The sequence below is a fragment of the Shinella pollutisoli genome, assembly GCF_024609765.1.
Taxonomy (GTDB): Bacteria; Pseudomonadota; Alphaproteobacteria; order Rhizobiales; family Rhizobiaceae; genus Shinella; species Shinella pollutisoli.
In genome coordinates, this window is record NZ_JANFDG010000016.1 from 1 (window position 1) to 26773 (window position 26773).

The 26773-nt window shown below is 67.9% G+C and carries 26 protein-coding genes and 1 tRNA gene; 10 read left to right on the forward strand and 17 right to left on the reverse strand.

Going from position 1 to position 26773, the window contains the following annotated elements; all coding sequences use genetic code 11:
- The 3 genes from NNZ72_RS13980 to NNZ72_RS13990 all read right to left on the reverse strand — a co-directional run.
- Positions 1 to 2264 (reverse strand): methyl-accepting chemotaxis protein (locus NNZ72_RS13980; RefSeq protein ID WP_257315935.1); only part of this gene is annotated, 2264 nt, incomplete at its 3' end.
- 233 nt (positions 2265 to 2497) lie between these two features.
- Positions 2498 to 3397: a ribokinase gene (locus tag NNZ72_RS13985; RefSeq protein ID WP_257315936.1), complete on the reverse strand. Its 900-nt coding sequence runs from the start codon at positions 3395 to 3397 to the stop codon at positions 2498 to 2500.
- Positions 3398 to 3441: 44 nt separating this feature from the next.
- Complete coding sequence (locus tag NNZ72_RS13990; protein WP_371747758.1) at positions 3442 to 4641, reverse strand: DNA recombination protein RmuC; 1200 nt, start codon at positions 4639 to 4641, stop codon at positions 3442 to 3444.
- A gap of 112 nt (positions 4642 to 4753) precedes the next feature.
- On the opposite strand from NNZ72_RS13990, the gene def reads away from it, so the two are divergent.
- The 3 genes from def (at position 4754) to truA (ending at position 7030) form a co-directional block, all read left to right on the forward strand.
- Positions 4754 to 5278: a peptide deformylase gene (gene def, locus NNZ72_RS13995; RefSeq protein ID WP_257315937.1), complete on the forward strand. Its 525-nt coding sequence runs from the start codon at positions 4754 to 4756 to the stop codon at positions 5276 to 5278.
- 76 nt (positions 5279 to 5354) lie between these two features.
- Positions 5355 to 6287, forward strand: a complete 933-nt coding sequence (fmt, locus tag NNZ72_RS14000) for a methionyl-tRNA formyltransferase (protein WP_257315938.1) — start codon at positions 5355 to 5357, stop codon at positions 6285 to 6287.
- Positions 6287 to 7030: a tRNA pseudouridine(38-40) synthase TruA gene (gene truA, locus NNZ72_RS14005; RefSeq protein WP_257315939.1), complete on the forward strand. Its 744-nt coding sequence runs from the start codon at positions 6287 to 6289 to the stop codon at positions 7028 to 7030. Before fmt ends, truA begins: the two co-directional genes overlap by 1 nt.
- A gap of 4 nt (positions 7031 to 7034) precedes the next feature.
- On the opposite strand, the gene NNZ72_RS14010 is transcribed toward truA, so the two are convergent.
- From NNZ72_RS14010 to dapD, 4 genes are all read right to left on the reverse strand, one after another.
- Positions 7035 to 7631 carry a hypothetical protein gene (locus NNZ72_RS14010; protein ID WP_257315940.1) on the reverse strand — a complete coding sequence of 199 codons (597 nt, stop codon included), beginning with the start codon at positions 7629 to 7631 and terminating at the stop codon, positions 7035 to 7037.
- The gene (dapE, locus tag NNZ72_RS14015; protein WP_257315941.1) at positions 7618 to 8811 is read right to left on the reverse strand and encodes a succinyl-diaminopimelate desuccinylase; all 1194 of its coding nucleotides are present in this window, start codon (positions 8809 to 8811) and stop codon (positions 7618 to 7620) included. The genes NNZ72_RS14010 and dapE overlap by 14 nt, the downstream gene beginning before the upstream one ends.
- Positions 8812 to 8875: 64 nt before the next feature.
- Positions 8876 to 9280 (reverse strand): DUF805 domain-containing protein, encoded by a 405-nt coding sequence (locus NNZ72_RS14020; protein ID WP_257315942.1) that lies wholly within the window; start codon positions 9278 to 9280, stop codon positions 8876 to 8878.
- A gap of 3 nt (positions 9281 to 9283) precedes the next feature.
- Complete coding sequence (gene dapD / locus NNZ72_RS14025; RefSeq protein WP_257315943.1) at positions 9284 to 10144, reverse strand: 2,3,4,5-tetrahydropyridine-2,6-dicarboxylate N-succinyltransferase; 861 nt, start codon at positions 10142 to 10144, stop codon at positions 9284 to 9286.
- Positions 10145 to 10392: 248 nt separating this feature from the next.
- On the opposite strand from dapD, the gene NNZ72_RS14030 reads away from it, so the two are divergent.
- Entirely contained in the window at positions 10393 to 11289 is an 897-nt protein-coding gene (locus NNZ72_RS14030; RefSeq protein ID WP_257315944.1) for an LOG family protein, read from the forward strand.
- A gap of 37 nt (positions 11290 to 11326) precedes the next feature.
- Here the strand turns inward: NNZ72_RS14030 and NNZ72_RS14035 are convergent, their stop codons facing one another.
- Complete coding sequence (locus tag NNZ72_RS14035) at positions 11327 to 12262, reverse strand: EF-hand domain-containing protein (protein WP_257315945.1); 936 nt, start codon at positions 12260 to 12262, stop codon at positions 11327 to 11329.
- A 130-nt stretch (positions 12263 to 12392) separates the two neighbouring features.
- Complete coding sequence (locus NNZ72_RS14040) at positions 12393 to 13088, reverse strand: pyrimidine 5'-nucleotidase (RefSeq protein WP_257315946.1); 696 nt, start codon at positions 13086 to 13088, stop codon at positions 12393 to 12395.
- Between the two features lie 90 nt (positions 13089 to 13178).
- On the opposite strand from NNZ72_RS14040, the gene NNZ72_RS14045 reads away from it, so the two are divergent.
- Entirely contained in the window at positions 13179 to 14093 is a 915-nt protein-coding gene (locus tag NNZ72_RS14045) for an EamA family transporter (RefSeq protein WP_257315947.1), read from the forward strand.
- A gap of 25 nt (positions 14094 to 14118) precedes the next feature.
- Here NNZ72_RS14045 and argB read toward each other — a convergent pair whose 3' ends face one another.
- A complete protein-coding gene (gene argB / locus NNZ72_RS14050) occupies positions 14119 to 15006 on the reverse strand; it encodes an acetylglutamate kinase (RefSeq protein ID WP_257315948.1) in 888 nt (295 codons plus the stop codon).
- Positions 15007 to 15172: 166 nt separating this feature from the next.
- Between argB and NNZ72_RS14055 the strand changes: the two genes are divergently transcribed.
- Positions 15173 to 15583: a hypothetical protein gene (locus NNZ72_RS14055; RefSeq protein WP_257315949.1), complete on the forward strand. Its 411-nt coding sequence runs from the start codon at positions 15173 to 15175 to the stop codon at positions 15581 to 15583.
- Positions 15584 to 15592: 9 nt separating this feature from the next.
- On the opposite strand, the gene yihA is transcribed toward NNZ72_RS14055, so the two are convergent.
- From yihA to rpmH, 4 genes are read right to left on the reverse strand one after another with little or no spacing between them, the layout of a single operon-like run.
- Entirely contained in the window at positions 15593 to 16237 is a 645-nt protein-coding gene (gene yihA / locus NNZ72_RS14060; RefSeq protein WP_257315950.1) for a ribosome biogenesis GTP-binding protein YihA/YsxC, read from the reverse strand.
- Positions 16238 to 16253: 16 nt separating this feature from the next.
- A complete protein-coding gene (gene yidC / locus NNZ72_RS14065) occupies positions 16254 to 18056 on the reverse strand; it encodes a membrane protein insertase YidC (RefSeq protein ID WP_257315951.1) in 1803 nt (600 codons plus the stop codon).
- On the reverse strand, positions 18056 to 18448 hold the full coding sequence (gene rnpA / locus NNZ72_RS14070) for a ribonuclease P protein component (protein WP_257315952.1): 393 nt from the start codon (positions 18446 to 18448) through the stop codon (positions 18056 to 18058). Before rnpA ends, yidC begins: the two co-directional genes overlap by 1 nt.
- Positions 18449 to 18481: 33 nt before the next feature.
- On the reverse strand, positions 18482 to 18619 hold the full coding sequence (gene rpmH, locus NNZ72_RS14075; protein WP_037405882.1) for a 50S ribosomal protein L34: 138 nt from the start codon (positions 18617 to 18619) through the stop codon (positions 18482 to 18484).
- 380 nt (positions 18620 to 18999) lie between these two features.
- Between rpmH and NNZ72_RS14080 the strand changes: the two genes are divergently transcribed.
- From NNZ72_RS14080 to NNZ72_RS14090, 3 genes are all read left to right on the forward strand, one after another.
- The gene (locus NNZ72_RS14080) at positions 19000 to 21003 is read left to right on the forward strand and encodes a methyl-accepting chemotaxis protein (protein ID WP_257315953.1); all 2004 of its coding nucleotides are present in this window, start codon (positions 19000 to 19002) and stop codon (positions 21001 to 21003) included.
- A gap of 149 nt (positions 21004 to 21152) precedes the next feature.
- Positions 21153 to 22622 (forward strand): sensor histidine kinase, encoded by a 1470-nt coding sequence (locus NNZ72_RS14085; RefSeq protein ID WP_306766309.1) that lies wholly within the window; start codon positions 21153 to 21155, stop codon positions 22620 to 22622.
- 120 nt (positions 22623 to 22742) lie between these two features.
- Positions 22743 to 22819, forward strand: a tRNA-Arg gene (locus NNZ72_RS14090).
- On the opposite strand, the gene NNZ72_RS14095 is transcribed toward NNZ72_RS14090, so the two are convergent.
- Both NNZ72_RS14095 and NNZ72_RS14100 read right to left on the reverse strand, forming a co-directional pair.
- A complete protein-coding gene (locus NNZ72_RS14095; RefSeq protein WP_257315954.1) occupies positions 22790 to 24430 on the reverse strand; it encodes a recombinase family protein in 1641 nt (546 codons plus the stop codon). The genes NNZ72_RS14090 and NNZ72_RS14095 overlap by 30 nt on opposite strands.
- Entirely contained in the window at positions 24427 to 24651 is a 225-nt protein-coding gene (locus NNZ72_RS14100) for a hypothetical protein (RefSeq protein ID WP_257315955.1), read from the reverse strand. Before NNZ72_RS14100 ends, NNZ72_RS14095 begins: the two co-directional genes overlap by 4 nt.
- A 263-nt stretch (positions 24652 to 24914) precedes the next feature.
- On the opposite strand from NNZ72_RS14100, the gene NNZ72_RS14105 reads away from it, so the two are divergent.
- On the forward strand, positions 24915 to 25562 hold the full coding sequence (locus NNZ72_RS14105) for a DNA methyltransferase (protein ID WP_257315956.1): 648 nt from the start codon (positions 24915 to 24917) through the stop codon (positions 25560 to 25562).
- A 134-nt stretch (positions 25563 to 25696) separates the two neighbouring features.
- On the opposite strand, the gene NNZ72_RS14110 is transcribed toward NNZ72_RS14105, so the two are convergent.
- Positions 25697 to 26419 carry a helix-turn-helix domain-containing protein gene (locus NNZ72_RS14110; RefSeq protein ID WP_257315957.1) on the reverse strand — a complete coding sequence of 241 codons (723 nt, stop codon included), beginning with the start codon at positions 26417 to 26419 and terminating at the stop codon, positions 25697 to 25699.
- Positions 26420 to 26773: the final 354 nt, after the last annotated feature.

The following is a 26773-nucleotide window of genomic DNA, read 5'->3' on the forward strand; positions in this document are numbered from 1 at the left end:
GCGGCGGCACGCGGAGCCTCGGCGCGGGCGCGCCGCTGCTGCGGCCGCGCGGCGGGCTGCGCCGCCTGCTGGACTGCCGGCGTGCCGCCGCCGGCGCGGAAGCGGGCGACGAGCGACTTCAGCACCTGCGCCTCCTCGTTGAGCGCCATGCTGGCGGCGGTCGTCTCCTCAACCATCGCGGCGTTCTGCTGCGTCACCTGGTCCATCTGGTTGACGGCCGCGTTGATCTCGCGAAGCCCCACGGCCTGCTCCGAGGCGGAGCTGGAGATCTGGCGGATGAGGCCGTTGATCTGCATCACCTGCTCGGCGATCTTCTCCAGTGCGCCGCCGGCCCGGCCGACGAGATCGACCCCTTCGCGCACCTGCACCTCGGAGGTGTTGATCAGCGTCTTGATCTCCTTGGCGGCATTGGCGGAGCGCTGGGCGAGCTCGCGCACCTCCTGGGCGACGACGGCGAAGCCCTTGCCGGCCTCGCCGGCGCGTGCGGCCTCGACGCCGGCGTTCAGCGCCAGCAGGTTCGTCTGGAAGGCGATCTCGTCGATCACGCCGATGATGCGGCTCACCTCCGTCGAGGACTGCTCGATGCCGTGCATGGCGGCGATCGCCTTCTGCACGACCTCGCCGGAGCGCTCCGCGTCGGTGCTGGCCGTGGCGACGGACTGCGCGGCGGTGCGGGCGTTCTCGGCGCTCGAATTGACCTGCGAGGTCAGCTCGTCGAGGGCGGCGGCGGTCTCTTCCAGCGAGGCGGCCTGCTGCTCGGTGCGGTGCGAGAGATCGGCCGCGCCGTTGGAGATCTCGCTGGTGCCGTTGCCGATGTTGCCGATCGAGAGGTTGACCGTGCGGATCGTCTCCTCGAGGCTGGCGATCGCCGAGTTGAAGTCGGTCTTGAGCTTGGCGTATTCGCCCGGGAAATCGCCGTCGAGGCGGAAGGTGAGGTTGCCGGCGGAAAGCTGGGAGAGGCCGTCGCCGAGGCGGGCGACGATGTCGCGCTGGAGCGCAACCGCCTGGGCGCGCTCGCTTTCGGAGCGGCTGCGTTCGGCCTCCGTCATCTGCCGCTGGCTGTCGGCCTCGGCCTCGAGCCGCCTCGCGTCGGCGAGCTGGTGGCGGAAGCCCTCCAGCGCCTTGGCGACGGCACCCGTCTCGTCCGAGCGGTTCTGTCCGGAGATCGGCTGGCCGTAATTGCCGTTGGAAAGCGTCGCGACGTCGGCGACGAGGCCGGCGAGCGGCTTCTGCACGAAGCTGCGCAGGGCGAGATAGAGACCGGCGAGCACGGCGCCGAGCACGATGAGGCCGCCGGCGATCATCATGTAGGTCTGGTCCATCACCGGCGCGTTGATCGCCGCGCGCGGCACGTCGACGAGGATGACCCAGCTCGTGTTGATGTCGGGCAGTGCGAAGGGGTAGACGACGCGGTCGAAGGCGGCCATCTCGTCGAAGCTGAGGTTCTCGATATGGCCGGTCCTGCCGGTCGCGAGCGCCTCGCGGATCACCTCGACGCCCTCGCCGTCATAGTCCTTCATCAGCAGGTCGGCATTCGGGGCGACGAGCCACTTGCCGGTCTGCGACAGGAGCGTGACGCGGCCGGTCTCGAAGGGATGCAGCGCGTTCAGCTTGTCGGACAGCGTCTTCAGGGAGACGTCGACGCCGGCCACGCCGATGCGCTTGGCCCCCGACGTGACGGGATAGGCGATCGACGCCATGGTGAAGTTCTCGCCCGTCGAGCTTTCCACGTAAGGCTGGCTCATCGCGCCCTTGCCGCTCCTGGCGGCCAGCGCGTACCACTCGGCCTCGTAGTCGGAGGCGAACGTCGAGAGCGCGATGCCGTCCTTGCGCTTCGTCCAGTAGGCGTTGAACGAGCCGTCCTTGTGCGTGCCGTTCTGCACGTCTTCCGCCATCTCGCGGGACCTGCCGTCGAATGCGTTCGGCTCCTCGGCGAACCAGCTTCCGAGCGCGAAGCTGTTCTTCTCGACATTGGCCTTGAGGATGCTGACGACCTCCTGGCGATCCATGTGCCCGCCGGCATGGGCCTGCTCGATGACGCCCGCCATCGAGCGCGCCGCGCTGGCGAGCTGGCCGATATCGCCGGTGATATCCGCCGCGATCGCCTTGGCCTCGGTGTCGGCCCCGCTGTAGACGAGATGGGCGACCCGGTCCTGGGTCTGGGAAATGAGCACGACATTGGATGCGAGCATCACCAGGGCGATCGTGCCGCCGGTGACGGCGATGAGCTTCGTCGCGAGCGACTTGGCCTTGAAGCTGAACATGAAATCCTCACGGCAAGGGGTGTTCGCGGCAGGCAGGCCGCGAGACAGCGCATTCGGTGTAGGGGTGGACTCCGTCATGGAGGACGGGCGCAGGACCAGCGCCGAGACGGACCGTCCTCGATGCCGCGGCGGTCGACGTCCGGTGATTTGAGTAGCCGATCAAGTCTTAATAAAACGCCAAGTTTCGAGGGCGACTAATATGCAACCGCCTGGCTTTTCGGGATCCGCCGCGGCTAGGCCTGGGCGTCCACGGCCGCCGCGAAGGGGATCGAGGGCTGCGCGCCCGGCTTGAGGCAGGCGAGCGACCCGGCGACCGCGGCCCGGCGCAGCGCGCGGGCGAAGTCGAGGCCGCCGTCGAGCGAGGCGGCGAGGTAGCCGCAGAACGTGTCGCCGGCGCCCACCGTGTCGACGGGCTCGATCTTCAGGCCCTGGGCGCGGACGATCTCGCCGCGGCGGATGGCGACGACGCCGTCGGCGCCGAGCGTGACGATGATCGTCTGGCCGGTCCCGGCATGCAGAGCCCGCATCGTCTCCTCGCGCTCCGCGGCCGTCTGGTCGTCCTTGCCCGAATAGAGCGCGAATTCCGTCTCGTTGGCGACGAGGATGTCGGCGAGCGCGCCGAGGCGGCGGGCATCGGCGGTGAGCGGCGCGATGTTGACGATGGAGAGGACGCCCTTGGCCTTCGCGCCCGTCAGCGCGGCCTCGACGGCGTCGGCCGGGATCTCGAACTGCAGCAGCAGGTAGTCGCCGCGCGACATCGCGCCGATCGCCTTCCTCGCGTCCTCCGCCGTGACGGTGCCGTTGGCGCCGGGCACGACGACGATCATGTTCTCCCCGTCCTCCGCCACGAGGATATGCGCGGTGCCGGTCGCCTCCGCCGCCACGCGCACGTTCGAGAGGTCCACCGCCGCGTCCGCGAGCAGCGCCAGCGCCTGGCTCGCCATGGCGTCGTCGCCGACGGCACCCGCCATGCGGACGATCGATCCCGCCCGGCGCGCCGCCAGCGCCTGGTTGGCGCCCTTGCCGCCGGCCGCCGTCGTAAAGGCGCTGCCCATGACGGTCTCGCTCGGCTTCGGCAGGCGGGCGGTCATGGCGTTGAGATCCATGTTGATGGAGCCGAAAACTGTGATCATGGCGGCGCGTTCCCCTGTTTGAGCCGCGACACTGCCCGAGGCGGTCAGTCCTCGTCAACCACCCTCAGGCGCAACTGGCCGGTCCGGCTCTCCACGGCCCTCTCCTCCCCGCGGTCGGGATCGGCTCCGGCCGCCTCGAATTCCAGCTCGCCGATCCTGAGGCCCCGCTTGGCGAGCTTCTCGGTGGAGGTCAGGATCTGGTCCACGTCCCTCTGCGCGGCAGTGAAATGACCGTGCAGTTTTCGCACCCGGTCGTCGAGCCGCGTCAGGTCATCCATCAGCCGCACCACCTCGCCCTGGATGACATGGGCCTGCTCGCGCATCCGCTGGTCCTTGAGGAGCGCCTGCAGGACCTGCACGGAGAGCATCAGCAGCGAGGGGGAGACGATGACGATGCGGGCGCGCTGCGCGCGCTGCACGATCGCCTCGAAATGCTCGTGGATGCCGGCGAAGATCGATTCGGACGGAACGAAGAGGAAGGCCGTGTCCTGCGTCTCGCCGGCGATCAGGTACTTCTCGGCGATATCGCGCACATGCGTCTCCATGTCGCGGCGGAACTGCTGGCCCGCGGCCTTGGCGGCCTCCGGCGTCTTCGCCGCCGCCAAGGCGTTCCAGGCCTCCAGCGGGAACTTCGCATCGACGACGAGCGGCGGCTGGCCGTTCGGCATGCGGATCGTGCAGTCGGGCCTGACCCCGTTGGAGAGCTGCGGCTGGAACTGGTAGGCGCCGGTCGGCAGGGCGTCGGCGACGATCGTCTCCATGCGCGACTGGCCGAAGGCGCCGCGGGTCTGCTTGTTGGAGAGGATGGCCTGCAGCCCGACCACGTCCTTCGCCAGCGACTGGATGTTGGTCTGGGCGTTGTCGATCACGGCGAGCCGCTCCTGCAGGCGGCGCAGGTTCTCGTGCGTCGCCCGCGTCTGCTCGGAGATCGACTGGCCGAGCCGCTGGGTGAGGCCGTCGAGGCGGGCGTTGATCGCCTGGTTCGTCTCCGCCTGGCGGCTGCCGAAGACCTCGGCCATGGCGGCGAGCCGCCCCTGCATCTCCGTCTGCGCCTTCAGGAGCTCGGCGAAACGCTGCCCGGCCGCTTCCGCCGCCAAGCGCTGCCGCGCAGCATTCCGGCGGGCGGCGATCAGGCCGAAGAGCACGACCGCGGCGGCCGCAAGCAGCATCAGCGCCGGGACGGGGCCGCCCAGCCGGTCGGCGAAGGCGAGAAGCGTATTTTCAAGGGAAGGATCGAACTCCATCTATAAACCTTAGCATGAATTGCGGCGGAAACCAGATCATATCGTGAACAAACTGCGCGTCCCGGCCCCGGAAGTCGATTGAAAGCGCAGGCGAACCGCGCTAAGGAGGCGCATGACCATCAAGCCGCTGATCATCCTCCCCGACCCGCTCCTGCGTCAGGTCTCGAAGCCCGTCGAGACCGTGAACGACGAGGTGAAGAAGCTCGCCGACGACATGCTGGAGACGATGTACGACGCGCCGGGCATCGGCCTTGCGGCGATCCAGGTCGGCGTGCCGCGCCGCATGCTGGTGCTGGATGTCGCCAAGGACGGCGAGGAGAAGGCGCCGCGCGTCTTCATCAATCCCGAGATCGTCGCCTCCTCGAACGACCGCTCGGTCTACGAGGAAGGCTGCCTGTCGATCCCCGACTACTATGCCGAGGTGGAGCGCCCGGCCTCCGTCACCGTGCGGCACCTCGACCGGGAGGGCAGGGAGCAGATCATCGAGGCCGACGGCCTGCTCGCCACCTGTCTCCAGCACGAGATCGACCACCTGAACGGCGTCCTCTTCATCGACCATATCTCGAAGCTGAAGCGCGAGATGGTGATCCGCAAGTTCACCAAGGCGGCGCGGCTGCGCGGCGCGAAGGCGATCTGACGAACGCTTTGTTTCCACGCAGTTCCGGGCGCAAGACCGTCTTGCGCTTCGCCGGAATTGCCCACGGAGGCTCACCATGGCCCTTCGCATCATCTTCATGGGCACGCCGGACTTCTCCGTTCCCACGCTGGAGGCGCTCGCCGAAGCCGGCCACGACATCGTCGCCGTCTATTCGCAGCCGCCGCGGCCTGCCGGCCGGCGCGGGCTGGAACTGGTGAAGTCGCCCGTGCACCGGGCGGCCGAACGGCGCGGCATCCCGGTGTTCACGCCGGCCGATTTCCGCGACGAAGCCGACCGCGCCGCCTTCCGGGCGCTCGACGCGGACGTCGCGGTGGTCGTCGCCTACGGCCTGCTGTTGCCCGAGGCGATCCTGACGGGCACGCGGCTCGGCGCGTACAACGGCCATGCCTCGCTCCTGCCGCGCTGGCGGGGGGCGGCGCCGATCCAGCGGGCGATCATGGCGGGCGATGCCGAGACGGGCATGATGGTCATGAAGATGGACAAGGGGCTCGACACCGGCCCGGTCGCGCTGACGGCGCGCCTCGCCATCGGCGGGGACATGACCGGCGGCGAGCTGCACGGCGCGCTCTCGGCGGCCGGCGCCGCGCTGATGGTCGAGGCGATGGCGCGGCTCGAAGCCGGCGACCTGCCGCTGACGCCGCAGGCGGAGGAGGGCGTGCTCTACGCCGCCAAGATCGACAAGGCGGAGACGCGCATCGACTTCTCCCGTCCCGCCCGTAACGTGCACGACCATATCCGCGCGCTCTCGCCCTTCCCGGGCGCGTGGTTCGAGCTTGCGGGGGAACGGGTCAAGGTGCTGGGAAGCCGGCTTGCCGGCGAGGCGCCGGGCCATGCGCCGGGCACGGTCGTCGACGACCCGCTTGCGGTCGCCTGCGGCGACGGCCGGGCCGTGCGGCTCGTGCGCCTGCAGAAGGCCGGCGGCAAGCCGCTCGACGCGGCCGATTTCCTGCGCGGCACGCCGGTCGTGCCCGGTACGGCGCTCGCCTGATGCCGCGCTACCGCCTCACCATCGAATATGACGGCATGCCCTATGTCGGCTGGCAGCGGCAGGACAACGGGCCGTCCGTGCAGGGTGCGATCGAGGCGGCGATCCTCTCGCTCACCGGCGAGACCGTGTCGATCCGCGGCGCGGGGCGGACGGATTCCGGCGTGCACGCGCTCGGCCAGGTGGCGCATGCGGACCTGTCGCGCCCCTGGAAGGAGCACGTGCTCCGCAACGCGCTGAACGCGCATCTGGCGCTCGCCGGCGAACGCGTGGCGATCCTCGACGCGGCGGCGGTGCCGGACGATTTCGACGCCCGCTTCTCGGCGGTCCGGCGTCACTATCTCTATCGCATCATCTCGCGCCGCGCGCCGCTGGCGCTGGAGGCCAGGCGCGCCTGGCTGGTGATGAAGCCGCTCGATCACGAGGTGATGCACGCCGCCGGGCAGGTGCTCGTCGGCAAGCACGACTTCTCCACCTTCCGCGCCGCCCAGTGCCAGGCGAACAGCCCCGTGCGCACCATCGACCGGCTCGACGTCACCCGTTCGGGCGAACGGATCGAGATCCGCGTCTCCGCCCAGAGTTTCCTGCACAACCAGATCCGCTCCTTCGCCGGAACGCTGAAGCTTGCGGGCGAGGGCAAGTGGAGCGTGGGCGACGTGCGCGCGGCGCTGGAGGCGAAGGACCGCCGCGCCTGCGGCCCGGTCGCGCCGCCGGACGGGCTCTATTTCGTCGGCGTCGACTATTGAAGGGTCAGGCCGGCATGGTGCCGAGGAGGCGCTGCAACTCCTGGCCGACGATCATCGGCGGCAGCACGTAGATCGCCGTCATCGCCGAGGCGAGCAGTGTCTGGCGGCCGACGCACATCCAGACGAGCCGGTATTGCAGGATGACGCTCGCACCGAAGACGGCATAGAGCATGAGGCCCGCCACGGGGCCGCTCGACGGCACGAGCAGCGTCAGCGCGAAGGGGACGGCCGCCGCGTAGCCGAAGGGCACGGCGATCCAGTTGCTCGCCGTGATCACCGTCGCAAGCTGCCGGCCGTAGCCGAGCGGGCGGGCCAGCGCGGCGAGGATGACGGGCGGCAGCAGCCAGCCGGCGACGTCGATGGCCAGCAGCTTGCCGATGAAGCCGATCCCCGCCGCGGTGCCCTCGGGCATGCCGGCGAGGTAGTAGAGCCGCCAGGAGGCCCAGATGACGGCGAAGGCCGGCACGCACCAGGCGAAGGCCCAGAAGGAACGCAGCAGCCCCCGGAAGCTGAGGTCGAGCCAGCCGAACCCCTCCGGCTTCTGCCTCAGGAGCAGCCAGATGCCGTTGAGATAGTGGAGGACCTCGTCAAGACCGGGCATCGCCGAACCAGCGCGCGATGAAGGTTTCGTAGATGTCGGTCAGCGTCCCGAGATCGGCGAGCGCCACCCGCTCGTCCACCATGTGCATCGTCTGGCCGACGAGGCCGAACTCGACCACCGGGCAATAGTCCTTGATGAAGCGCGCGTCCGAGGTGCCGCCGGTCGTGGAGAGTGCCGGCTGCCGCCCTGTCACGGCGGCGACCGCGCCCGACAGCGAGGCGATCAGGCGGTCGTCGCGGGTGAGGAAGACGTGGCTCGGCCGCTCGGCCCAGGCGATGTGGTAGCGGATCGGCGGACGGCCGGGTCGGAGCGTCTCGTCGCGCGCGGCGGCGTCGAGCCGGCGGACGATCTCGGCCATCACCGTCTCGGCGCTCCAGGCGTCGTTGAAGCGGATGTTGAAGCCGGCGCTGGCCTTCGCCGGGATGACGTTGGTGGCGCGGTTGCCGACGTCGATCGTCGTGACTTCCAGGTTCGAGGGCTGGAAATCGGCGGTGCCGGCGTCGAAGGGCGGGTGCATCAGCGCCCTGGCGAGCGCGATGACGCCGCGCACCGGATTGTCGGCGAGGTGCGGATAGGCGGCGTGGCCCTGCACGCCGTGCACGGTGACCGTGCCGGAGACGGAGCCGCGCCGGCCGATCTTGATCATGTCGCCGAGCGCGTCCGGATTGGTCGGCTCGCCGACGAGGCAGGCGTCCCATTTCTCGCCGCGCGCGGCGGCCCATTCGAGGAGCTTCACGGTGCCGTTGACCGCCGGCCCCTCCTCGTCGCCGGTGATGAGGAAGGAGATCGACCCGTCCGGCGCCCCGTGTTTCCCGATGTGGCGCGCGACGGCGGCGACGAAGCAGGCGATGCCGCCCTTCATGTCCACCGCGCCGCGGCCGAACATCTGGCCATCGGCGATCTCGGCGGCGAAGGGGCCGTGCGTCCAGGCCGCCTCGTCGCCGACCGGCACCACGTCCGTGTGCCCGGCGAACATCAGGTGCGGGCCGCCGGTGCCGAGCCGGGCATAGAGGTTCTCGATGTCCGGCGTTCCGGGCTCGCGCGCCACCATGCGCTCGACCGCAAAGCCGAGCGGTTGCAGCATCGCCGCCAGCGCCGCCAGCGCGCCGCCCTCGGCGGGGGTCACGGACGGGCAGCGGATGAGGGTGGCGAGGTTGGCGATCGGATCGGTGGATGTCATGGCGTCGCGATTCGCGGACTGGAAGGAAGGGTTCCGGCAGTCTTAGCCGATCGCCCCCGCCCTGTCATCCACGGCCTGCGGGGGGATCCCGGGGGCCGTTCTGCAGCGTGCCGTGGTCGTTGGGGCCCTTGGTGCCGGGCCAGACCATGAAGGCGATGAGGGCGATGAAGGAGATCGCCGGGATGAAGAGACAGATGACGAGCGCCGCCGGCAGGTCCATGTCGTGCAGCCGCTTGACCGTCATCATGATCGTGGAGACCGTCGAGGCGATCGCCGTGCCGAAGAAGACGAAGGCCCAGAACAGGAAGGACGGGTCGTCGTTGGGCACGATCATGATGCGGGCGAGGGCCGCCGACAGCAGCATCAGCCAGAACAGCCAGCCGAGAGCATAGGGCGCCCGGCCGATCCGGCCGGACCAGCCGAAGAAGAACCAGCCGAGGCCCGGCCCGCGCCCGTCTTCGGCCGCCATGCCTCAATCCCGGAGCAGTTCGTTGATGCCGGTCTTGGCGCGGGTCTTCTCGTCCACGCGCTTGACGATGACGGCGCAGTAGAGGTTCGGAGAAGGCAGGCCGTTCGGCATGGTCGGGCTGCCCGACGGCATGGAGCCGGCGACGACGACGGAATAGGGCGGCACCTCGCCGTAGGTCACCTCGCCGGTGGCGCGGTCGACGATCTTCGTCGACTTGCCGATGAAGACGCCCATGCCGAGCACCGAGCCCTCGCGGACGATGCAGCCCTCGACCACCTCCGAGCGGGCGCCGATGAAGCAGTTGTCCTCGATGATCGTCGGGCCCGCCTGCATCGGCTCCAGCACGCCGCCGATGCCGACGCCGCCGGACAGATGCACGTTCCTGCCGATCTGCGCGCAGGAGCCGACCGTCGCCCAGGTGTCGACCATCGTGCCCTCGCCGACATAGGCGCCGAGATTGACGAAGGAGGGCATCAGGATGGCGCCCGGCGCGATATAGGCCGAGCGGCGCACGACGCAGTTCGGCACGGCGCGGAAGCCCGCCTTCTCGAATTCGTTGACGCTCCAGCCGTCGAACTTCGAGGGCACCTTGTCCCACCAGGCAGACTCGCCGGGACCGCCCTTGACGATCTCCATCGGGTTGAGGCGGAAGGAGAGGAGCACGGCCTTCTTCAGCCACTGGTTCACCGTCCAGGCGCCGTCCGCGCCGCGCTCGGCGACGCGCGCCTTGCCGCTGTCGAGCAGGTTCAGCGCAGCCTCCACCGCCTCGCGGACCTCGCCGCGCGTGGACGTGTTGACGCCGTCGCGATCCTCGAAGGCGCGCTCGATGGTGGCGGAAAGGGCGGCGAGATCAGTCGTGCTCATCGGAATTCCTTAAACTTCGAGGCTTATTTTCGATTGTCGGGATACCGGAAGATCGATTTCATCGAACTGCGGATTGCTCTAGGGCGCCGCGCGTCCTCACGGACGCGCAAAGGCCGCTCTAGCACTTTGAAGTTAGAGCATCTTATCTGCGATCGGGTGATTCCACCCGATCGCAGGATGCTCTAGAGCAAGTGCCCGGAAAGATGAAGCCCCCTCGGGGACATAAGTCGCAAGAGCAGGACAGGACGATGGCAAGACTGAAGAAGAAGAATCTCCGCCGCAAGGACGGCGTCTGGGATACGTTGGCCGACAGCGCACAGGACCGGCGCCGCGCGCTCGCCACCCCGCAGACGCCCCAATCGGCAAACCCCGCCTACCGGCTCGCCTATGTCGACGAGGATTTCCTCTGCCGCGAGGAACTGCGGCCGGTGCGCCTGCAGCTCGAACTCCTGAAGGTGGAGATGATGCTCGCCGAGCGCGGTATCCGCTCGACCGTGGTGATGTTCGGCGGCGCGCGCATTCCGGCGCCCGGCATGGAGGCCTGGGCCGCGCGCAACGAGACGCAGCGCGCCAACCTGGAGGCCGCCTCGGTCTATTACGACGAGGCGCGCAAGTTCGCCCGGCTGTGTTCGGAGCGCTCGGCGGAGCTCGGCTACAAGGAATATGTCGTCGTCACCGGCGGCGGCCCGGGCGTCATGGAGGCCGGCAACCGCGGGGCGGCGGAAGTCGGCGCGCCGTCGATCGGCCTCAACATCGTGCTGCCGCACGAGCAGGCGCCGAACGCCTACGTGACGCCGGAGCTCAGCTTCAACTTCCACTATTTCGCCATCCGCAAGATGCATTTCCTGCTGCGCGCCAAGGCGGTGACGGTGTTCCCGGGCGGCTTCGGCACGCTGGACGAGCTGTTCGAGACGGTGACGCTGATGCAGACGGGGCGCATGGCGCTGGTGCCGCTCATCCTGTTCGGGCGGGAATTCTGGCGCCGGATCATCGATCTCGACGCGCTCGCCGCCTTCGGCACGATCGCGCCCGCCGACGTCGACCTCCTGCAATTCGTCGAGACGGCCGACGAGGCCTGGGACATCATCGTCCGCTTCTACGAGCGGCTCGAGGCCGAGCAGGCCGCCGCCGTCGCCAACGGTTGAGGCGGAAACGCCCCGGCCATGGCCGGGGCGTCGGGGCTTACCTGTGGCGCCGGCCGATCTCGTCGGCGGCGATGAAGCCGTCGCCGTTGCGGTCGCGCTGCTTGAACATCGCCGCCGCGGCCGTCTCCATCTCGGCCTTCGTGAGCGTGCCGTTGCCGTCGGCGTCCGCGCGGGAGAAGAGCCGCCCGGCCATCGGCCCGGGCCGCGCCTCGCGCAGGGCGCGGCGCGCTTCCTGCCGCGCTTCGCCGCCGGTCGCCTTGACCTCGCGGAACGCCTTGCGGGCATCGCGGAAGGCTTCGCGCTTCGCATCGACCTCGGCCCGGGTGACCTCGCCGTTGCCGTCCGCGTCGACGCGCTGGAAGGCATCCGAGGCGCGCCGCAGGAACTCGTCCTGCGAGACCTTGCCGTCGCCGTCGGCGTCGAGGCGCTTCAGCATGCGGGCGGCGTGCTGCTCGCCGCGGCGGCCCTTGCCCTTGCGCGGGCCGGCGTCCGCCCGGTCGAGCGCGCCGTCGCCGCTGCGGTCGCGGCGTTCGAAGATCCGTTCCGCCGAGGCGAGCACCTCGGCCTCGGAGAGCGAGCCGTTGCCGTCGGCATCGGCGCGTTCGAACGTGCGGCCGGCACCCGGCAGCATGAACGGCCCGGCGGCGCGCAGCGCCTCGCGTGCCTTGTCCTTGTCGGCTGCGGCCGCCGTGCGGAGGGCCTTGCGGGCCTCCTTGAAGGCGTCGCGGCGGGCCTCGATCTCGGCCTTGGTCACCTGGCCGTCGCCGTCGGCGTCGAACACCTTGAAGGTGGCGGCGACGTGCGCCTTGAACTCGTCGAGCGAGACCTTGCCGTCCTTGTCGCCGTCGAGGCGCTCGATCATCCGCGCGCCGCGGGCCTCGTGTCCGCCCTTCGCCGCGAAGGCCGGGGCACTGTAGCCGGAAAGCAGAAGGCCGGCGGCAACCGCGCCGAGAAGAAGGTCTTTTGCTGCCATGGTCGTTTCCTTTCGTCCATCGTCGTCCCTGAGGGGCAGGATAGGCGGAAAGGCTGTCGGCACCAGTTACAAATTCGTAATTCAACCTTTTGACGGGAAAGGGTTTTTTCCGTGTCCGGAATGTGTCCGGCTAGCGCAGCGCGTTGAGGAAGGCCGTCAGGTCGGACGTGGTGTAGTCGATATGGATGTCCTCTTGCGAGTGCTTCTCCCAGGCGTCGGCGAATTCGTGTCCGGCGTCGCGGGGCGTGAGAAGCACGGTCTTCATGCCGAGCGCTTTCGGCACGAGAAGGTTGCGCGGCAGGTCCTCGAACATCACGGCGTGGAGCGTGTCGACCCGGTGCAGCGCCATGAACTTGTCGTAGGTGGCGCCGGCCGGCTTCGGCACGTATTCCGCCGCGACGATGTCGAAGACGTCGTCGAAATGATCGAAGATGCCGAGCGCGCGCGCCGCCATCTCGGCATGCTTCACGCTGCCGTTGGTGAAGATGAACTTGCGCCCCGGCAGCGCGCGGATCGCCTCGCCGAGGTCCGGGTCCGGCGAGAGCACGCCGTAGTCGATGGCGTGCGCCTTCTCCAGGAAGTCCAGCGGGTCGATGCCGTGATGGATCATCAGCCCTTTCAGCGTCGTGCCGTGATCGTGGTAGTAGCGCTTCTGCAGCGCGCGGGCCTCCTCGCGGGAAAGGTCCAGCAGCGCGGAGACATAGGCCGTCATGTTCCGGTCGATCTGCGCGAAGAGGTCGACGTGGTGGGGATAGAGCGTGTTGTCCAGGTCGAAGACCCAGTCGCGCACGTGGGAGAAATCGGTCTTGGTCGGCAGGTTCGTCATGGGCCGTCTTATCGCACGCGCGTGCGGCGAGGGGAACGGAATTTTCCGCGCCCGATGGATTTCGCGTGAACCCCGTGCTAGCGGCGGGCCATGGAAACCTGGGTCCTCATCACCGTCGCGGCGGCCTTCCTGCAGAACGTCCGCTCCGCCATGCAGAAACACCTGAAGGGACGGATGGGCACGACGGGCGCGACCTTCGTGCGCTTCGGCTTCGGCGTGCCCTTCGCGCTCCTCTACATGGCGCTCCTCGCCGTCGTGCTCGCCCGGCCGATGCCGGTGCCGGACGCGCGCTTCTTCGCCTGGGCCGTCGTCGGCGGCATCGCGCAGATCGCCGCGACCTTCCTGCTGGTGCACCTGTTCTCGTTCCGCAATTTCGCGGTCGGCACCGCCTATTCGCGCACCGAGCCGGCGCAGGCGGCGCTCTTCGCGCTCGTCTTCCTCGGCGAGAAGGCGTCTGCCGGAACGCTTGTCGCGATCGCCATCTCGGTCGCGGGCGTCATGGTGATCTCGGTCGCGCGCAGCGTCGTCTCCGTGCGCTCGCTGTTCCTATCGGTGTTCACGCGGACGGCCGGGATCGGGCTTCTCTCCGGCACCTGCTTCGGCATCTCCGCCGTCGCCTACCGCTCGGCCTCGCTGGCGCTCGCCCCGAGCCTGCCCGCACCCGACTACATGATCCAAGCGAGCTACACGCTGGTCTTCGTCATCGTGCTGCAGACGCTGCTGATGCTCGGCTGGCTCGTCATGAGAGAGCGGGGCGAGCTTGCCCGCATCGCGAGCGCCTGGCGGCCGGCGCTCCTCGTCGGCTTCGTCGGCGCCACGGCCTCCTTCGGCTGGTTCATGGCGATGACGCTGCAGCAGGCGGCGGTCGTCAAGGCGCTGGCGCAGGTGGAGATGCTCTTCACCTTCGCCTCCGCCGTCCTCGTCTTCAAGGAGCGCGTCAACCGGCTGGAGATCGCCGGCTGCACGCTGATCGTCATCGGCGTGCTGGCGCTGCTGATGACCTGACCAGGACCCAAGATCAAGGCCCGGATCAGGGGATGATCAGGGTGCCGGCGCCATGCTCCGTGAAGAGCTCGAGCAGCACGGAATGGGCGGTCTTGCCGTTGAGGATGACGACGCCCTGCACGCCCGCCTGGATCGCCTCGATGCAGGTCTCGACCTTCGGGATCATGCCGCCGGAAATCGTGCCGTCCTTGATGAGCGCGCGGGCCTCGGCGACCGACAGCTCCTTGATGAGCTGGCCGTTGCGGTCGAGCACGCCCGGCACGTCGGTGAGGAAGAGCAGGCGCGTGGCGTTGAGCGCGCCGGCGATGGCGCCGGCGAAGGTGTCGGCGTTGATGTTGTAGGTGTGGCCGTCGCGGCCGGGCGCCACCGGCGCGATCACCGGGATCATCTCCGAGCGGGCGAGCAGGTCGATCAGCGTGCGGTCGACCTCGACCACCTTGCCGACGAAGCCGAGGTCGAGGATACGCTCGATGTTGCTGTCCGGGTCGACCACGGTCTTCCTGGCCTTCTCGGCGAAGACCATGTTGCCGTCCTTGCCGCAGAGCCCGATCGCCCATTCGCCGGTCTGGTTGATGAGCGCGACGATCTCCTTGTTGATCGAGCCGGCGAGCACCATCTCGACGATCTCGACGGTCTTCTCGTCGGTGACGCGCAAGCCTCCCTCGAACTTCGATTCGATGCCCATCTTCTTGAGCATGGCGCCGATCTGCGGGCCGCCGCCGTGCACCACGACGGGGTTGACGCCGGACTGCTTGAGGAGCGCGATGTCGCTGGCGAAGGCCTTGCCGAGTTCCGGATTGCCCATGGCATGGCCGCCGTATTTCACCACGATGGTCTTGTTCTCGTAGCGCTGCATGTAGGGCAGCGCCTGGGCGAGAAGGCGGGCTTGGGTTTCGCTTTCGGAAAGGGACATGGGCGGCCTCGTCGATCTGGTGCCGGTCTCTTTAGCGCATGTCCGACGACGATGGAATGACGCGTCCCGGCAAAAAGAGGCGAGGAACCGCGTGCGAAGATGGTGGCAAGGCGCGCCGATGCGGCCTATGATGCCGGTTCGCTGGAACCCGGAGAATGCAGCGCCGATGACGGCCTTCGACAAGGACATGAGCGACCCGCGCCGCGACGAGGTGATCGCCGGGGAATATGTGCTCGGCGCGCTTTCGGCGGAGGATCGCCGCAGGGTGGAGCGCCGGCTGGCGCGGGACCGCCGCTTTGCCGCCGTGGTCAGCCGCTGGGAGAGGAATCTTGCGGATTTCGACGAGGATCATCCGGCCTATCCCGCCGTCGCCCGGCGTCTGCGCGTCACCGCCACGCCCTGCGACGTCCGGTTCGCCGGAACGGTCTCGGGCGGCCTGTGGAATTCGCTCGTCTTCTGGCGCGCGCTGGCGCTCGCCCTGCTCGCCGTCGTGGTCGCCCTCGCCGTCACGGCGAGGTTGCCGGTGCCGGACACGGCCGCCCCGGCGCCCGCCTCGGGCAGCGTGCGCGTCGACTGACGCAGGCCGTCAGCGGCGGATGGCGGTGAGGATGGCGTCCCGCAGCGCGTCCAGCCCCTTGCCCTTTTCCGAGGAGGTGGCGATCACGTCCGGAAAGGCGGCCGGGCGCTTGGCGATCTTCTGCAGCGTCTCCTCGACGAGCCGCGGCACGCCGGCCTCCTTGATCTTGTCCGTCTTGGTCAGCACGACCTGGTAGGAGACGGCCGCCTTGTCGAGGAGCGCGAAGACCTCCTCGTCGTTCTTCTTGATGCCGTGGCGGCTGTCGATGAGGACATAGACGCGCTTCAGCGTCGAGCGGCCGCGCAGGTAGTCGAAGACGAGCTTCGTCCAGGCATCGACCTGTTCCTTCGGCGCCTGGGCATAGCCGTAGCCCGGCATGTCGACCAGCGCCATCGGCGGCAGGTCGTCGGCCGCCCCCGAATGGCCGTCCGGCACGAAGTAGTTGAGCTCCTGCGTGCGGCCCGGCGTGTTCGAGGTGCGCGCCAGACCCTTGTGGCCGACGAGCGCGTTGATGAGCGAGGACTTGCCGACGTTCGAGCGACCGGCGAAGGCGACCTCGGGCGGACCTTCCGGGGGCAGGAACTTCATGGCCGGCACGCCGCGGATGAAGATCCACGGCGTGGCGAACAGAGGCTTGTCGTCCGGTTCCGTCATAGCGCCTTCGCCATCGTCAGGCCGATCCGGCCTTCTTCCGGAACAATCCCTTGAGATTGTCGAAGAGCTCGATCTTCACGCCGTGGCGCTTCATGATGATCCCCTGCTGGATGATCGAGAGCAGGTTGTTCCAGGCCCAGTAGATGACGAGGCCCGCCGGGAAGGCCGCCAGCATGAAGGTGAAGATCAGCGGCATCCAGGTGAAGATCATCGCCTGGGTCGGATCCGGCGGCGTCGGGTTCATGCGCATCTGCAGGAACATCGTGATGCCCATGACGATCGGCCACACGCCGATCATGAGGAAATGCGGCACGTCGTAGGGAAGCAGGCCGAACAGGTTGAAGAGCGACGTCGGATCCGGTGCCGAAAGGTCCTGGATCCAGCCGAAGAACGGTGCGTGCCGCATCTCGATGGTGACGTAGATGACCTTGTAGAGCGCGAAGAACACCGGGATCTGCAGGAGGATCGGCCAGCAGCCCGCGAGCGGGTTGATCTTCTCCTCCTTGTAGAGCTGCATCATCGCCTGCTGCAGCGCCATGCGGTCGTCGCCGTGCTTGGCCTTCAGCTCCTCCATCTTCGGCTGGATCTTCTTCATGTTCGCCATCGACGCGTACTGCTTGTTGGCGAGCGGGAAGAACAGCGCCTTGACGACGATCGTGGTGATCAGGATGGCGATGCCGAAATTGCCGAAATAGCGGTAGAAGAAGTCCATGAGCTGGAACATCGGCTTGGTGAAGAACCAGAACCAGCCCCAGTCGATCATCAGGTCGAAGCGCGGGATGGAATAGGACGCCTCGTACTGGTCGATGATCGGCACCTCCTTGGCGCCGCCGAAGACGAGGTTCTTGAGCTCCAGCGTCTGGCCGGGCGCGACGGTGACGGCGTCCTGGCGATAGTCGGCCTGGTAGCGCGCGCGCCCGTCGGTAAAGTGCGAGAAGCGCGTCTCGTAGGGCGTGCCCTGCGGGGGCACAAGCGCGGCCGCCCAGTACTTGTCGGTGATGCCGAGCCAGCCGCCCGTCGCCTTGCCGGGCGCGACGGTCGTCTCGTCCTCGGTCTCGGAATACTTGACCTCGTGCAGGCCGAGCTCGCCGAGCACCCCGATGAAGCCTTCGTGCAGCACGTAGACCGACGGATCGGTGGGCTTGAAGAAGCGCGTGACGCGGCCGTAGGGCGAGAGCGAGACGGGCGCTTCCGACCGGTTCTCGATGGCGTCGACCACCTGGAACATGTAGTGCTCGTCGACCGAGATCGTGCGGGTGAAGGTGAGGCCCTTGTCGTTGACGAAGGAAAGCTTCACCGGCGTCGTCGCCGTCAGCTTGCCGCTGCCCTCGTGGGTCCAGACGGTCTGTGGGCCGGGCACCTGGCCGGTCGCCTCGCTGCCGACATAGCCGAGTTCGGCGAAGTAGCCGTGCTCGGTCTCCGCGGGGCTGAGAAGCGTGATGATCGGGCTCGACTTGTCCACCGTCTGGTGGAAGTCCTTGAGCTTGAGGTCGTCGAGGCGGGCGCCGGCGAGGTTGATGGAGCCGGAAAGCGAGGGCGTGTCGATCTCGACGCGCTGCGAGCCGCCGAGCGCCGCTTCGCGGCTTTCCGTCGTGCTGCCGGGCGTGGCGCCGGCCGGCAGCGTGCCGCTCGCGCCGGTCTCGGTCGTGGTCGTCGCCGTGCCGCCCGCAGCCTTGTTCTGCTCGGCCTGGACGGCCTGCTGGGCTTCGAGCGCGGCGCGGTCGGCCTCGATCTTCGGGTTCACGTAGAGAAACTGCCAGGCGACGAGGATCAGCACCGACAGTGCGATCGCCACGAAGTAATTACGGTTGTTTTCCATCACTCTTTCCCGGGCGCGGCGGGGTCCTGCCGCTGCTTCTGTTTCTGCCTCGGCGCGATCCTGTCCTTGAGACCGGCTTGCAGGGCTTTAAAGGGCGCGGTGAGCACGTCCCGCCTGGCGACAACCACATAGTCGTGTCCGGGCTGCATTGCAAATCCGGCCGAAAGCCGCACGGCCTCCTTGAGGCGGCGGCGCATGCGGTTGCGCTCCACGGCATTGCCGTGTTTCTTGGTCACGGTGAAGCCGACGCGGGGCGGCTCGTCGGGTGCCTGCCTGTCGCGCACCTCGAGGAGGAACAGCGGTCCCTTGCGCCGTTCGCCCTCGCGCACGAAAAGAAACTGCGGACGGCTTTTCAGCCGTCCGACAGCGGGTTTTCTAGCAGTTTTCGCCATTGCCCGTCGTCTCCGTTCGGGCGGGCACGGCCCTTAGGCCGAGAGGCGGGCGCGGCCGCGTGCACGACGGGCGGACAGGACCTTGCGGCCGCCCTTGGTCGCCATGCGGGCGCGGAAGCCGTGGCGACGCTTGCGCACGAGCTTGGAGGGTTGGTAGGTACGCTTCGACATTTATTTAATACCGCGGTGTGCGGCCCTTCTTGGGTTTGCGTTTCAGCAAGGAGCGTTACCGCCCGGCACAGCTTCGCGCTTACGGGAAGCGGGCTTTCCGGACGTGCGCGGCTTATAAGGGCAAAGGCGGTGGAGAGTCAATCGCGCGCCGCCGTCACGAAGGTTAACGCCGCTTCGCCCGCCGGTCCGGCAACGACACGGGCTGCCTTCCGTAACGTGAAGCAATATCTGCTGTTTTCCTGAGCAGACGAAGCGCCTGCCCGCCCGACTCCTGACAAATATTAAAACTCTAATTAACTTTTCACTGTCACAATCCGACGGAATGCTTGGGATGCACTGGTCATCCCGCCGACCCCGTTTCCGGATTTTGGAGTTGTGACGTGAAGATACGCGGCAAGATCTATCTCATCGTGGGCGTTATGAGCCTCATCTCGATGCTCATCGGCGGCATCGCGCTGCATGTCGTCTCGGAATACAACAAGAAGCTCCGCCAGTACGAGAACGCCGCCGACCGCGCCTTCCTCGGCGAGCATCTCAACCGCCAGGTCACGGCGGTGGTGATGGAGGCGCGCGGCATCTACGCCTCGAAGGACGCCGAGGGCGCCAAGAAGTTCGGCGAGGGCATCGCCAGGGAACTGGACGGCATCGACGAGACGCTCGCGCAGTGGCGCCCGCTGGTTCCCGCCGCGCAGATGGCCGCCTTCGACGCGGTCGTCGCCCGCGCCGCCGAGTTCCGCACCTTCCGCATGGAGACGGTCCGCCTCGGCACCGAGGTGTCGATCGCCGCGGCCAACGAGCAGGGCAACAACGAGGGCAACCGCGCCAACCGCAAGGCCTTCCAGCAGGAGATCGACGCCGTCGTCCAGACGGACCGCGAGAACCTCGACGCGATCAAGGCGGAGATCGCCTCCTTCGAGACCTTCATGCTCACGCTGGTGCTCGGCACCGTCGGCGTCGGCATCGTCATCGGCGGCGGCACGGCCTTCTACATCGCCACGAACCAGTTGAGCCGTCCGATCCAGAACGTGACGGAGACGATGAACCGGCTCGCCGGCGGCGACCTCGACACGGAAGTGCCCTATGCCGGCCGCAAGGACGAGATCGGCGAGATGGCCGCCGCCGTCGCCGTCTTCCGCCAGAACGCGCTGACGGTGCGCGACCTCAACGCCCAGGAGCAGGCGCTGCGCGAGAAGAGCGCCGACCTGCAGTCCTCGATCGCCACCGTGGTGCACGCGGCCGCCGACGGCGACTTCAGCGCCCGCATCGACAAGGACTACGGCAACGACGACCTGAACCGCTTCGCCGAAAGCGTGAACGCGCTGGTGAGCGGCGTCGAGGACGGCATCGCCGAGACCCGCCGCGTCATCGGCGCGCTCGCCGAGGGCGACCTGACGCAGACCATGAACGGCAGCTTCCGCGGCGCCTTCGCCGAGCTGCAGCAGAACGTCAACGCCACGCTCGCCACCCTCCAGCGCACGATGCGCGAGGTGCGCGCCTCCACCGACTCGCTGAACGCCGGCTCCGGCGAGCTGCGCACCGCCTCCGACGACCTTTCCAAGCGCACCGAGCAGCAGGCGGCCGCGCTGGAGGAGACCTCCGCCGCGCTGGAGGAGATCACCGCCGCCGTCAAGAACTCGACGGAGCGCGCCCAGGAGGCGACCGTCATGGTGGGCGAGGCGACGCAGAGCGCCAAGCAGTCCGGCGACGTCGTGCGCAACGCCGTCGACGCCATGGGCCGCATCGAGCAGGCCTCGAACGAGATCACCCAGATCATCAACGTCATCGACGAGATCGCCTTCCAGACCAACCTCCTGGCGCTCAACGCGGGCGTCGAGGCGGCCCGCGCCGGCGATGCCGGCAAGGGCTTCGCCGTCGTCGCCCAGGAAGTCCGCGAGCTCGCCCAGCGCGCGGCGAGTGCGGCCAAGGACATCAAGGGCCTCATCACCAAGTCGAGCGACGAGGTGGCCGTCGGCGTCAAGTACGTCCAGGCGACGGGCTCGGCGCTCTCCGACATCGAAAGCCGCGTGCTGAAGATCAACGACCACATCCATTCGATCGCGACGGCCGCCCGCGAGCAGTCGACCGGCCTGCAGGAGGTCTCCACCGCGATCAACCAGATGGACCAGGTGACGCAGCACAACGCCGCGATGGTCGAGGAGACCTCGGCCGTCACCCACAAGCTGAAGAACGAGGCCGACGGCCTTGCCGACCTCGTCGCCCGCTTCCGCACCGGCGAGGCCGCCGCCCGCCCGGCCGTCGCGGTCGCCGCGGCGGATGCCCGGCCGGCCGCTTCGCCCGCGCGGCGGATGATGGGCAGCGTCGCCCGCGCCTTCAGCGGACGCCAGGCGGCCGCAGCCGTGCAGGAGAACTGGGAAGAGTTCTGATCCCGGGCTATCTTTCAAGGAAGGGCGCGGCGGCCAGGGGCTGCCGCGCCCTTTTGCCGCCTGCCCTGCGGCGTTGGAAAATCCCGGCCGATCCCCTATTATGGCCGCCGATCGATTTGCCGCCGCGGCGGCATGGCCGGAGCAGAGAGATGATGGACAGGGAGCCTCCTCCGCCCGAAGCCGGGGCGCCGGTTCCGGTGGCGGGTTTCTTGTCCGGCCTTTCCGGCAAGCTCCTGATGCTCACCGTCGCCTTCGTGATGATCGCCGAGGTGCTGATCTTCGTGCCGTCCGTCGCCAACATGCGGCTGATGTGGCTGCGCGACCGGCTGAGCACGGCGGCCGCCGCGAGCGTCGTGATCGAGGGGCTGCCGGACCGCGAGCTGCCGCGCCCCGTCCAGGACGAGACGCTGATGGCGACGGGCACCAAGGCGATCGTGCTGCGCCGCGCCGACGCCTCGCGCATGGTCGCCGCCGTCGACATGCCGCCGAGCGTCGACGCCCAGTACGACATCGCCCACGTCTCCTTCCCCGGGGCGATCTACGATGCCTTCGACACGCTCCTCTTCGGCGGCAAGCGCATCATCCGCGTCTATGGCCCGGTGGCCGATTCGCAGACGACGATCGAGCTGCTGCTCGACGAAGGGGCGCTCAGGCGCGCCATGCTCGTCTATGCGCGCAACGTCTTCGCACTCTCCATCATCATCTCGCTGATCACGGCGAGCCTCATCTTCTTCGCCATCAACCGCCTGCTGATCCGGCCGATCCGCCGGATGACGGCGAACATGCGCGACTTCTCCGAGGAGCCCGCCAACCCGGCGCGCGTCCTGGTGCCCTCGCCGGGCAGGGACGAGCTCGCGGTCGCCGGCATCCACCTCTCGCAGATGCAGCAGACCCTGCAGCGCACGCTCAAGGAACAGAAGAACCTCGCCGATCTCGGCCTTGCCGTGTCGAAGATCAACCACGACATGCGCAACATCCTCTCCTCGGCGCAACTGATGTCCGACCGGCTTGCCGCCGTCGACGATCCGGTCGTCAAGCGTTTCGCGCCGAAGCTCCTGCGCAGCATCGACCGCGCCGTGGGCTACACCAACGAGGTGCTGTCTTACGGCCGCATGAAGGAGCCGGAGCCGCGGCGGCGCTTCGTGGCCCTGCGGCCGCTCGTGCTGGAAGTGTCGGAGATGCTGGCGCTCGACGCGCGCGCCGACATCGATTTCGGCCTCCAGGTCGAGCCGGGGCTGCAGGTCGACGCCGACGGCGAGCAGCTCTTCCGCGTCATCCACAATCTCTGCCGCAACGCCGTCGAGGCCTTGTCGCAGGACAGCGGCGCGGCGCGGCGCAGCCTCACCGTCACAGGCTTGCGCACCGGCAGCGTCGTGTCGATCGCCATCGAGGACAACGGCCCCGGCATGCCCCCCAAGGCGCGGGAGAACCTCTTCGCCGCCTTCCGCGGCTCGGTGCGCTCCGGCGGCACCGGCCTCGGCCTGGCGATCGCCCGCGAGCTGGTGCTCGCCCACGGCGGCACGATCGCGCTCGTCGAGAAGAACACGCCCGGCACGCTCTTCCGCATCGAGCTGCCGGACCGGCCCGTTCCGCTGGACGCCTTCCGCCACCGTGCCTGAGCGTCCGGCCGCGTGCGAAAGGGACGAAAAGTGCATTTTTTCTCCGAAAGGCGCTTGCAATAGGCCGGCGGACGCTTTAGGAGATCGCCTCGCAGCCGGGCGCTAAGCCCCGCTGCCAGCGCACCCGTAGCTCAGCTGGATAGAGCACCAGACTACGAATCTGGGGGTCAGGAGTTCGAATCTCTTCGGGTGCGCCATTTGCGAACAAAACTGGGCACTCCTGCGGGAGTGGCCCCGCCTCCCATGACAAGACGCTCCAGAACGGTCCGGCGACCGTGGATGCGGATTTCCCGGTCATCGACTTCCACCCCGTCGATGACGGCGCGCAGCCAGGCGCGGCGGAAGGGCGTGTCGCCCGACAGCACGTTGTCGCGCATCGTGCCGACGAAGGAAGCGATCTTTTCTTCCGTGATTCGCGCTTCCGGGCGCATTTCGGCGACGGCGCGGTCGAACGCGGCCTGCGCAATGTCGCGTTCGGTCTTCACCGCCGCGATGCGGTCTTTCAGCGTCGGGTCGTTCGGATCGGCAATGCCGTTTTCGATGGCCTGATAGAGCCGCGTCAGCCGCCCTTCCGCCTCTGACAGCTTGCCCCGCAGCGCCGTCAGGCGGTTGCCGTAGTCCTCATCCCTCTTCGTCTGGCGATCCATCAGGCCGCGCAGCATGTCCGCCACGCGGTCGGGCATCAGCAGCTCGTCGGAGACGCGGTCCATGACCGCATTGTCGAGCCGGTCCATCGGCACCGAGCGGCCGGCGCAGGCGGTCTTGCCCTTCTGCGCTGCCGCCGCACAGACATAGTAGCGGTAGCGCCCCGACTTGCCCGTGCGGATGGTCATGCCCCCGCCGCAACTGGCGCAGGTGGCGATGCCAGTCAGCAGGATCGGCCCGGTAACGACGCGCGGCGGCAGAACCTTGGGATTGCGTTCCCTCATCTGCGCCTGGAGCGCATCGAAGACGGCCGGGTCGATGATCGGATCGACCGGCACGATGATGTGCTCGGAGACGGGCTTGGGCTTCCGGGTCTTCGAGTCCATGCGGTTGAAGACAGCCTCGCCCTTGTAGACCGTGTTCGAGATCAGATTGTAGAGCGGGCCGATGCCCCACCGCGCGCCGCCGCGTGTGCGGTAGCCGCGCTCGTTCAGCCAGCACACCGCCGCCTTGACGCCCATCGGCCCCGTGGTGCCGTCCCCTTCCGTCAGCAGCCGGAACATCAGGCGCACGGTCTCGGCCTCGACCGGGTCGATGGCGAGCTTCTTCTTGAAGCGCGCGCCGCGCTGCCCGACCACGACCGTCGTATAGCCGAAGGGCGGAGCCGCACCGTTCCAGAAGCCCTGCCGCGCATTCTCGTTCATCGAGCGGCTGACATGCTTGCGAATCTCGTTCGACTGATACTCGTCGAACAGCGCGAAGACCTGACGCACCATGACGCCGACCGGATCGTCGCCGACATCCTGCGTCATCGACACGAGCCGCACGCCCGCCTTGGCGAGACGCCGGACGTGCATCTCCTGAAGGAAGGCGTCGCGCATGAAGCGGCTCAGAGAATGGACGACCACCACGTCGAACGGCGGCGCGCCGTTCGTCGCCAGATCGAGCAGGCGCTGCAATTCGGGGCGGTTGTCCGTGGTGCCGGACAGGCCCGCATCGACAAACTCGTTGACGACCTCCCAGCCCCGCGCCTTGCAAAAGGCGGTGGCCTGGCGGCGCTGATCGGGAATCGACAGATCGCTTTCAGCCTGACGGCCCGTGGACACACGCATGTAGAGCGCGGCGCGCGAGGCGACTGGCTGTTCGGCAGGTGCGGTTTTCATTGTCTGGCCCCCCGGCGTTTCGGAATTTCCTCAAGTTCACCATGCATTTGCGGCGGTTCCGAGTCCGGCGCGAACAAATCGCGCAGCGCCTGTCCGAGAAAGGCTTCGATGGCGTCGAGTTCGGCATTCGTGACCGGCAGGCCGGCAAGATCGTCCGTCACCACGAAGTCAAACGACTTGGCGGGCGAAGGCATGCCGGTCCTGGGATCGACGGTTTCCATGCCACCGTGATCGCACCGACCGCACCACCCCGTATTGCGCACAAACTGGTCAGGATGGCTGCGCTGGCCTGTCCGGCCCTGCCCGACTCCTGCCTTCGCGGTTTCATTGACACCGGCGTTCTGGCGGACCGCGCCGAACCCGCAATGGCCTGCCCGCTCCTTCGCTCATCGCTCCCGTGTTGACCATTCCCCTCGCGGTGCGCGCCCGGCTTCTTCGGCCCGCCCTGTCACGCGGCATCAACCGCAACAGGCAGGAGGATGCCATGACCTACAAGACCAACCAGCTCCGCAATTCGATCCAGCGCGGCGACTGCATCGAGGTGATGCGGCAGATGCCGGCCCGCTCCGTCGATTTCATCCTGACGGACCCGCCCTATCTCGTCCGCTACAAGTCGCGCGACGGGCGCTCGATCGCCAACGACGACAATGCCGACTGGCTGGAGCCGGCATCGCGCGCGATGTTCCGCGTCCTGAAGAACGACAGCCTGTGCGTGAGCTTCTACGGCTGGACCCAGACGGACCGCTTCATGAGCGCCTGGCGCGCGGCGGGATTCCGCATCGTCGGCCATATCGTCTTCCGCAAACGCTATGCCTCGCGGGCACGGTTCGTCAGCTACACGCACGAATCGGCCTATGTGCTGGCCAAGGGCCGCCCGGTGCTGCCGGCGAACCCGCCGGCCGATGTGATCGATTTCCCCTACAGCGGCAACCGGCTCCATCCGACGCAGAAGCCGGTGGCGGCGCTGAAGCCCCTGATCGAGGCGTTCTGCCCCGAAGGCGGGCTGGTGCTGGACCCGTTCTGCGGCTCAGGCTCGACCCTGGTCGCGGCCTGTGAGGCAAACTGCGACTATCTCGGGATCGAGCTGGACCCTGCCTATCACGGGATCGCAGCCCGGAGGCTGGCGGCATGACGCCGCCGCCTTTGGCCGAGGATCGCTCAGGATGCGTTCTGGCCCTGACCGGGCCGAACCACCTCCTGAAGGCAATACTGCACTCTCCGGCCCGCTATCGGGCAGGAATCGGCATCGACGGAGAAGCCGCTGCCCTATGCCGGCAGGACCGGCGGCAGGCCGGCGAGCGGGTTTGTTTCCATATAGCGGCGGAATATCCCGTCCATGCAGCGCATCGCCCATTGCTGGACGCCCATGCGCTGGCCTTCGACCTGCGCATGGGCGTCCTTCGCCTTGGAATAATATCCCTTGCTCTGATTCAGTGACTCCGGTGTCGCCCCTGGATTTCCAAGGCTTCCGGGCCAGCGATGGCGGTGATGCGCGGCCATGAGGTTGCCAAGCAGGCGCACGACGAGGCCGACGCACATGCGCGCCCGCTGCGAGACGACTACATCGACCGCGACATAGCCTTCCCTCTCAAGCTGGCGGAGATAGCGTTGCACGGTGCGCCGGCAACGGCCGAGCGCCCGCGCGAGGTATGTGACTGTCACCGGCAGCGCCCGGTCTTCCCGGTTCCGGCGATAGGTCAGCTCGGCGAGCTTGCGGGCGCAGCGCCGCGCGCCGTCGCAAAGGTTCGGATCGTCCTCGATGCGCGCGGCCAGCTCGGGCACATAGGCCCGGCTGTCGCGCGGCGCGGGCTTGCGCGGCCGCCCCGTCTGCGCATAGCGATGGCAGGTGTTGAGCGAGCGTCTGCCCCGTTCGGTGCGCGGCACAGGCACGGGCTCCCGCTCCCGCGACGCCGGCCCGCCCTGGCTGGCGATCCGGTTCTTGAGACGCGCCGCCGATTCGATGAAGGCGGCTTGCGGATCATTTTGCATAGTCACTGGTTTCCTCCCTTTGGCATGGAGAAAACCCGCAGAAACTCAGGGCGCACAAATCTGTCGCAAAATATACTTGCGATGTTTTTAGATGTCTGAGATATTCGGATTGTTCAGTTCGCGAATATCAAGATTTGAAACACCCGCTTCGGCGGGTTTTCTTTTTGTTAGTTCACTAAATCCTCATTTCAGATCAGGCATGACTTCACGCGGCCCGAAACGGGCCAATGCGAATTGTCCGCAATGTCCGGCGCTATAGCAAGTCAGTTCTGTCCGGCAAGGGTTTCTGCGCCTTTCAGCGCAATGCGAGACATGCGGCAGCGGCCCGTTGCCGCCGCCATCGGCGAATCGCCC